Source organism: Oscillatoria sp. CS-180 (genome assembly GCF_028330965.1).
In the GTDB taxonomy this organism is placed as follows: domain Bacteria; phylum Cyanobacteriota; class Cyanobacteriia; order Phormidesmidales; family Phormidesmidaceae; genus Halomicronema.
Genome location: NZ_JAQMUB010000066.1, coordinates 113,336 through 120,139, shown reverse-complemented (window position 1 = coordinate 120,139; position 6,804 = coordinate 113,336). Strand labels below are relative to the sequence as shown.

Genomic DNA, 6,804 nt, shown 5'->3' with positions numbered 1-6,804 from the left:
GGCGGCAGTAACAACGTCTTCAAGCTTGGTCTTCGTACGACTGAAGGCGTTGTTGAGTATGAGTCGGCTGCGGACGTACAGACAACTGATTGGCAGCAGGTGGTGATGACCTGGCAGAGTGGCAGCCCTGTCCAGTTTTACATCGATGGAGAACTGGACAATCCAACCGCTGCGGTCCCGGCTCTAGGCGGCAGCATCAGTGGCGTCACCGACCTCTTCCTCGGACGAGGGCAGAAGGTCAGCACCAGTTGGGACGGCTTGATTGATGACTTCCGCATCTATGGACGCGCCCTTGATGCCGATGAAGTAGCGCAGCTTTACGAAGACAATCTTATCGAAGACAATTCACCGCTGAGCGCTACTCTTTCTAATACCAGTATTCAGAGACAAGAGAAGACCGGCATCATAGGTTCGCCCGACAATGACACACTGATTGGTGATGCTCAGGCCAACGTATTCCAAGGGTTAGCTGGGAACGACGTGCTGACAGGAAACGGTGGTGCTGACGAATTTATACACGATACCCGATTAGGCGGTGTTGACCAGATTACCGACTTTGATGCGGACGATCGCGTTCGATTGCTTGCCACTGACTTAGCTGTGGATTTCACCAACGGATTTAGCTTCATCAGCGACGTCGATCCTAGGGCTACGAGTACGAAATTTACGGTTCTGTACGATAGCAACAGCGGTAGCCTCAGCTACGATCCAGATGGCATTGGAGCTGCTTCACAAATTGACTTTATACAATTAGATGGGGCTCCTAATTTGGCGGTTAATCAGTTGGTTGTGACTTAGGAATGAATGAATTTCAAGTTCTCAGTTTTGAGTTTTGAATGATTGAGTCATCGGCGAATCCAAAGCTCAAAGTTGATACTTAAATAAGTTCCCGTGACTTAACTAAATGTCAGAACTGAGGTGTCAACACTGATGCCGCCGTGGAATAGTGGCGCTGTGGGCTTGCAACACGAAGTTGCTCAGCGTGAGTGAAGGCTATTTTTTCATCGCATCTTTATCTGAATCCCCTTCCTCGGCTACTCTGTTTCCAGATCAGCCACTCACCCTGCTGCCCGCCCGCAGCAAGCCATTTTCCGTTGGGACTCCAAACAACGGTAGAGAACCCCTGGGGTGCTCCCTCTAAAATCTGGGCAACTTGTTGAGCCTTTTTCCAGAGGCAGAGTTGGCCATCTTCAGCGGCGGAGGCGAGCAGGGTACCACCAGGTTGAAAGGCGATCGCGTTCACCCGCTGCTCATGCAGGTCGAGGACTTGGGCATCCCAACCGGCGCTGGCATCACTCTTCTTGCGCCAGACAACGACATCTGGGCCGCTGGCAGAAGCGAGGAGGTGTGCTTGCCTAACGGTGAATTCAGACCAGGCGAGTTGTCGCACTTTACCGGGAAAACCCCGCATCTGCCAGGGAAAGTCACTGTCAAAGGGCCACACTAGCAAAGTCCGATCTAGGTTACCTGAGGCCAGGTATTGACCATCTGGGGAAAGGGCGATCGCCACACTGGCAGCGGCGATTTCTCGTACTGTGGGATCGGCATCCCAGTCATCACTGGACCAAATTTTGACGCCCTGATGCCCGCTAACAATTAGATGACTGCCCTGGGGATGCCAAACTAAATCGAGGATCGACGAGTTCTCAAACTGGAGTGTGGTAACAATTTCTGCCGTTGCAGCATCCCAGACTTGGGCATAACGACCAAGGCTAAAGGCAAGTTCATTGCGGGTGGGGTTCCAGATGAGGCGATCCAGCCACGTGCGGGGGTGAGGCAGAACCACGGGTGGATGGGTCGGGGATTGGATGGGCCAGATCAAGAGTTGGCCAGATTGACCTCCAGCGGCAAGGTAATGACCATCGGCAGAAAAGGCCAGACAATCAATGGATTGACTGTTGGCTTCTTGGAGGATGATTTCGGCCTGGGTTCCAGGATTGACCAAGAGGATTTCGCCGGCAGCAGAGGCGATCGCTAAGGAATGGTCGGGAGACCAGGCGATCGCCGTCACATAGTCGTCAAGACAACCTTGCTGGTAAACCTCCAAAAGCGTTTGGGTTAGACCAGGCACGCGCGAAAGTCCTCTCGCAGCTGGACTTCATCCAGGTTACGCCCGATAAAGACCAGCTCGTTCTTACGATCTTCAGTCGGCTTCCAGGGGCGATCGACCCGACCATCAAACAACATGTGAACGCCCTGAAACACAAACCGCTGATCTTCCCCAGCAATGTTGAGAATGCCCTTTGTTCGAAAGATGTCCGGGCCCCGGGTTTGCAGCAATTCGCTGAGCCAGACGTTGAGTTTTTCGCCATCTAGCTCCCCCGCTTCCACCAGGGCAATGGAGCCGACCGTCTCGTCGTGTTCGTGGGCATCTTCGCCTAAAAAGTCAGGGTCAACTTCCAAAGCTCGATTCAGGTCAAAGGCATTGACGCCGAGAATGGTGTCCATCTCAACAGCAGCATCACGGGTACGATACACCTTGGCCATCGCGTTCATCGAGTGAATCCGGGCTTCCAGAGCTTCCAGATCAGCCTCACTGACTAGATCGGTCTTGTTTAGCAAAATCACATCGGCAAAGGCAATTTGCTCCTGGGCTTCGTCGGCCTCCCAGTGATCATGGATGTGTTTGGCATCGACCACAGTCACCACTGCATCCAGGTTGAGCTGCCCCTGCATGTCTTCGTCCACAAAGAAGGTCTGGATAACGGGGGCTGGGTCAGCTAGGCCGGTGGTCTCAATCACCAGGTGATCAAATTTGTCACGTCGCTTCATTAGATTGCCAATGATGCGAATCAGGTCACCCCGAACCGTACAACAAATGCAACCGTTATTCATTTCAAAGATTTCTTCGTCGGCATCGATCACAAGCTGGTTGTCGATACCGACTTCCCCAAACTCATTGACGATCACCGCCACCTTTTTGCCGTGTTCGTAGGTGAGGATGCGGTTCAGCAAAGTGGTTTTGCCTGCGCCTAAGTAGCCTGTCAGGACGGTTACTGGCACGGTGTCAATTGCGGTACTAGCCATAGCAAATTACCAAACAGAATGATAATCATTCCTAGTCTAAGACAAGATCAACAGGACTTACGCAGTTGCATCCGGCTTTGGCCCCTTAATCCCCAAATATGGGGAAGCCGGATGCAACGTCTTCCAAAATTGGGGGATGCAAGGGGGCCGTGCGTAAGTCCTAATCAAGTCAGTCGAGATGTCTTGCCCGGGTTTGATCAGGTTAAGTATTTTGTTGCTGCAAGGGTTCCCATCAGAGTCACTCTTAAGTGGAGAACTTTAGCTGCTCATGGAATGCCTCTTTCAACTCCTTGTCTTATGGGGAGATCCCCTCAATCACAGTACTTTCAGACTTTTTTGCGCTATTAAGCATTAAAAACTATTGATGAGTTCAACCAATTAGTATCTACCAAAATCATCAGAACTGTAGAAAAAATCAATAGACTTTTGAAATTTAAACAGCTTTAATCGGAAAGCAGCAATTCAGACTATCTTTCAAAATCATCTAAAAGTTGCGATCGCTTAGACTACTCTTTTGCAACTTTGATTCTTACTTTTTTGCCAGCAAGATATTTTGATGCTTGCTAGCTGGAGAGAATGCTTTGATGCAACGACTCATTGGTTTTCTCGGGACGATCATTTTAGTTATCTTCAGCACCGTCCTTTGGTTTCTATGGTGCGTTGCATCTGCAGTGAATTTTCCTCCGTTGAAGCGAAAACAAACTCAGGTTAGATCCGACGCTGATAGCATAGCAGCAGACGACATTTACTCCGCTTTGTCACCGCAGCGTCCGAAAAGAGTCACGGGTTTTGCTGAAACTTGCCCTGCCCTTGAATGGACGGAAACCACAATTTCAGCGCTTGTGAATGAACGAGTTGCCATCACTCATCCAAAAGATGCCAAGGCGAATGCCATGTTTCCCATTAGTCCGGCATGGCGCACTAAGCTGGTGACTATTCAGAATATTCCCTGGCAAGAAGCCGTCCAAAGAGTCTTCACTCCCCCAATCGATGCTCCCCCAGCACGGTTTATCTATAGGTCAAAAGTAACATCAAAGAACGATACAGGGCCTACAGAGAAACCGCTTTGGCGTGATCTTCCTGCAAAACCAGCGGCATGGTATCGAAGCATTTGGTTTCAAAGCCGTGGAGCCGTTACTCCCTTTCACTACGACACCCGCCATGCAACCCTGACGGTACTGTACGGTTGCAAACGATTTATTCTATATCCGCCACTTCAAGGACTTTCGGAACTGTCTCCCTTCAAAGTGGGATCTATGAAGGGTTGTTTCGCCAGCTCAATTGGATTTCACGCTCAGGATGATCCGCGTGAACTACGATTCTTATCTACCGAGTCACCAGCGCCTTACGAAATTGTCCTGCAACCCGGAGAAACGCTCTATATTCCACCTTATTGGTGGCATCATGTTAACTGCCTAGAAAACTCAATTACCCTTCAGCATTTTCGGCCTTTACGCCTGTTTGAGCGAGCTCATCCATTGATGGCCCGGGTTTTTATTGATCTAATCATGATTAATCTGGCATCATTGAGTCGATTTCTGTGGCAGAGAATTTTACTGAAAAAGGATTATTAAAGGAAACCTAGAAAAAGCTAATTATTGCTCCTTTCTAGACGGAATGCGCGGTAGCACCCTATTCTATCTTGTCCTTTTTTAGCGTCTTCTTGACAGTTTATCTAAAGCTTATAGCCCTGTCCAGCTTGGTCAAGTACATCTCAGTGTCTTAACGAAGCAGGGAATAGGGGTACTTGATGCAAGTGCATGCCGCTATAAATTGTCGCGAATGTCAAGCCCCTACTCTCCATGACGCTTGTGTAAGAGCGTAAGTTCTAAGAGCCTTTCGTATAAAAGGAAATTCACGAATAAAACTAATAAAACCAATGTTTAAGTATTTAATCAAAAAGGGTAAAGGTCTTAAAAAATCAACAAACAACACAACACGGACTTGATCTGAATCATTCCAAGCTTCATGATTCCAAGTGTCATCAAATATGATACTTTTCCCTTCTTCCCAATGGCGATTTTGATCACCTACACGTATCCGACAGCTTTTTCTATCTGAGGGTATAATTAACCCCAAATGATATCTCAGTATTCCATTAAAGGGACCTCGATGAGGTGGGATATGCTTATGCGGATAAATAATAGAAAAAAACGCTGTCTTAATATTGGGAATTTTTTCTAACGCCTCGACGGTTCTAGGGCACTTAACACAATTTCCTTCGATCTTGTGGCCATTGGCATACATAAGGAATGCTTTCCACTTATCGTCTTGAGTTAATGCTTCTTGCCCTTTTGAAATATCTTGGAAATTAGGAATGTTGTCATGATTAATAATATTGTCTAGTTCTTCACGAATAAAGCTGAATTGATTTTCTACTTCATAAACCCAAGAGAAATGATCCAACTCAAAAAAACAATGATTTCCTACTAACGAAAACTTCTTGTTAAACCATTCCAAAAGAGAAAAAACAGAAAATGCTAATGAACCAATCAGTTGTTCCAAAAAACCATATGTTTTCAGCATAATATATACCTGATTTTCTTGATAAATATTTTAACTTAGCCTATTAATCTATAGCAATGCTAGGCAGACTCATTACTGTGCAACACTGCAACTATATTTTGCTCTTAAGTCGTATTAAAGTTTGTCTTAAATTCAAGCGAGGTTTATTTTAGGATAGCAGAATTCAATAATTCACAAGTCAAAGAATAAGCCTTTTTTTGGCTTTCAAGAAGCTTGTCTGCCCAGGTCAAGCCAGCTTCTATCTCGCTGCTGTATCTTTCGCCTATAGCGGCTAGTACTCGCTTTCTTTCTTGTTTAGAGAATGGTCTTTGAGCAGTCGATGATATTCCAATTTTACTCAGCCCGGATTGTAAGGCAGTTGGTTTTGAATAGGTAGAAAACAATTGACTATTGACAATCTGCTCAATATCTTGAGGCGAGAAATTGAGCGAAAAGAACTTTACGATCGCATCCAAGGCTTGCTCAGGCTGCTTCAAAAAAGTATCAAACGATAGTGAGCGAAGGTCTCCCTCAGTCTGCTGACAAGCATCAAGATAGGCAGACATTTGTCCAACCCAAACATAGGCAGCCGCAGTGGCATCACTCAAAGATTCAGTATCAACATCTCTCAAAATCTGATTGTTAGCCAGCTTACGGACGTTCTTCAAAGCCCCTCTCACCCAGTGACGACGGCCCGACGACTTGAGCGTAGAGCACAAAAATGATTGCAGGTCAGAGTAAAGAAACAGCCCACGAAATTCAAAAGGATCGATCGCTCTTAGATCTGCGATCGCGGTTGTGCAGAGATAACTCGGCTTTACCAAGGCACTTTCTGCCGGATCAAACGTTTTAGAGAGCAGGGATCTTGTTAATGAAAGTAAACGCTGCCAGGATATGCCCAAGGTACTTACCTCATCCGGCCAATCTAATTTGGCTAAGCATAATTGGGACAGCGCTAAAGGTTCTTTATACGATAAACAGTAGCCGGGTTGATCTAAACAGTTTGCCAATAGCGTTGATCCACAAAAGGCAGAATTGAATAGATATTTCACAGGCTTAGCCGCAGCTAGAACTTCAGGCTCAAGCTGAATTAATGGCTCAACAGTCAGAGTTTGTTTTCTATGAGAGCTAGGTTTAATACGATGATCCAGATGTAAGGAAGTACCGTAATTGCTGCGTTCCATCGGCACAAACACGGCTTTGATAGACGATTTTTTCTGAGGTCTGGAAAACAAGTTCTTTTGGGGTTCGCTCTTAAAGCAGTGCAGAAGA

The 6,804-nt window shown here is 46.8% G+C and carries 6 protein-coding genes; 2 read left to right on the top strand and 4 right to left on the bottom strand.

From position 1 onward, the window contains the following. Positions 1 to 798 (top strand): LamG-like jellyroll fold domain-containing protein (locus tag PN498_RS15645; protein WP_334312260.1); only part of this gene is annotated, 798 nt, incomplete at its 5' end. A 214-nt stretch (positions 799 to 1,012) separates the two neighbouring features. Here PN498_RS15645 and PN498_RS15640 read toward each other — a convergent pair. Continuing rightward, positions 1,013 to 2,071, bottom strand: a complete 1,059-nt coding sequence (locus PN498_RS15640; protein WP_272063783.1) for a WD40 repeat domain-containing protein — start codon at positions 2,069 to 2,071, stop codon at positions 1,013 to 1,015. Continuing rightward, on the bottom strand, positions 2,059 to 3,027 hold the full coding sequence (locus PN498_RS15635) for a CobW family GTP-binding protein (RefSeq protein WP_272063781.1): 969 nt from the start codon (positions 3,025 to 3,027) through the stop codon (positions 2,059 to 2,061). The genes PN498_RS15640 and PN498_RS15635 overlap by 13 nt, the downstream gene beginning before the upstream one ends. A gap of 584 nt (positions 3,028 to 3,611) precedes the next feature. Here PN498_RS15635 and PN498_RS15630 point away from each other — a divergent pair. Continuing rightward, positions 3,612 to 4,601 carry a cupin-like domain-containing protein gene (locus PN498_RS15630; RefSeq protein WP_272063779.1) on the top strand — a complete coding sequence of 330 codons (990 nt, stop codon included), beginning with the start codon at positions 3,612 to 3,614 and terminating at the stop codon, positions 4,599 to 4,601. Between the two features lie 211 nt (positions 4,602 to 4,812). Here the strand turns inward: PN498_RS15630 and PN498_RS15625 are convergent, their stop codons facing one another. Continuing rightward, positions 4,813 to 5,553 carry an aspartyl/asparaginyl beta-hydroxylase domain-containing protein gene (locus tag PN498_RS15625; RefSeq protein WP_272063777.1) on the bottom strand — a complete coding sequence of 247 codons (741 nt, stop codon included), beginning with the start codon at positions 5,551 to 5,553 and terminating at the stop codon, positions 4,813 to 4,815. A gap of 143 nt (positions 5,554 to 5,696) precedes the next feature. Next, a complete protein-coding gene (locus tag PN498_RS15620; protein WP_272063775.1) occupies positions 5,697 to 6,716 on the bottom strand; it encodes a hypothetical protein in 1,020 nt (339 codons plus the stop codon). Positions 6,717 to 6,804: the final 88 nt, after the last annotated feature.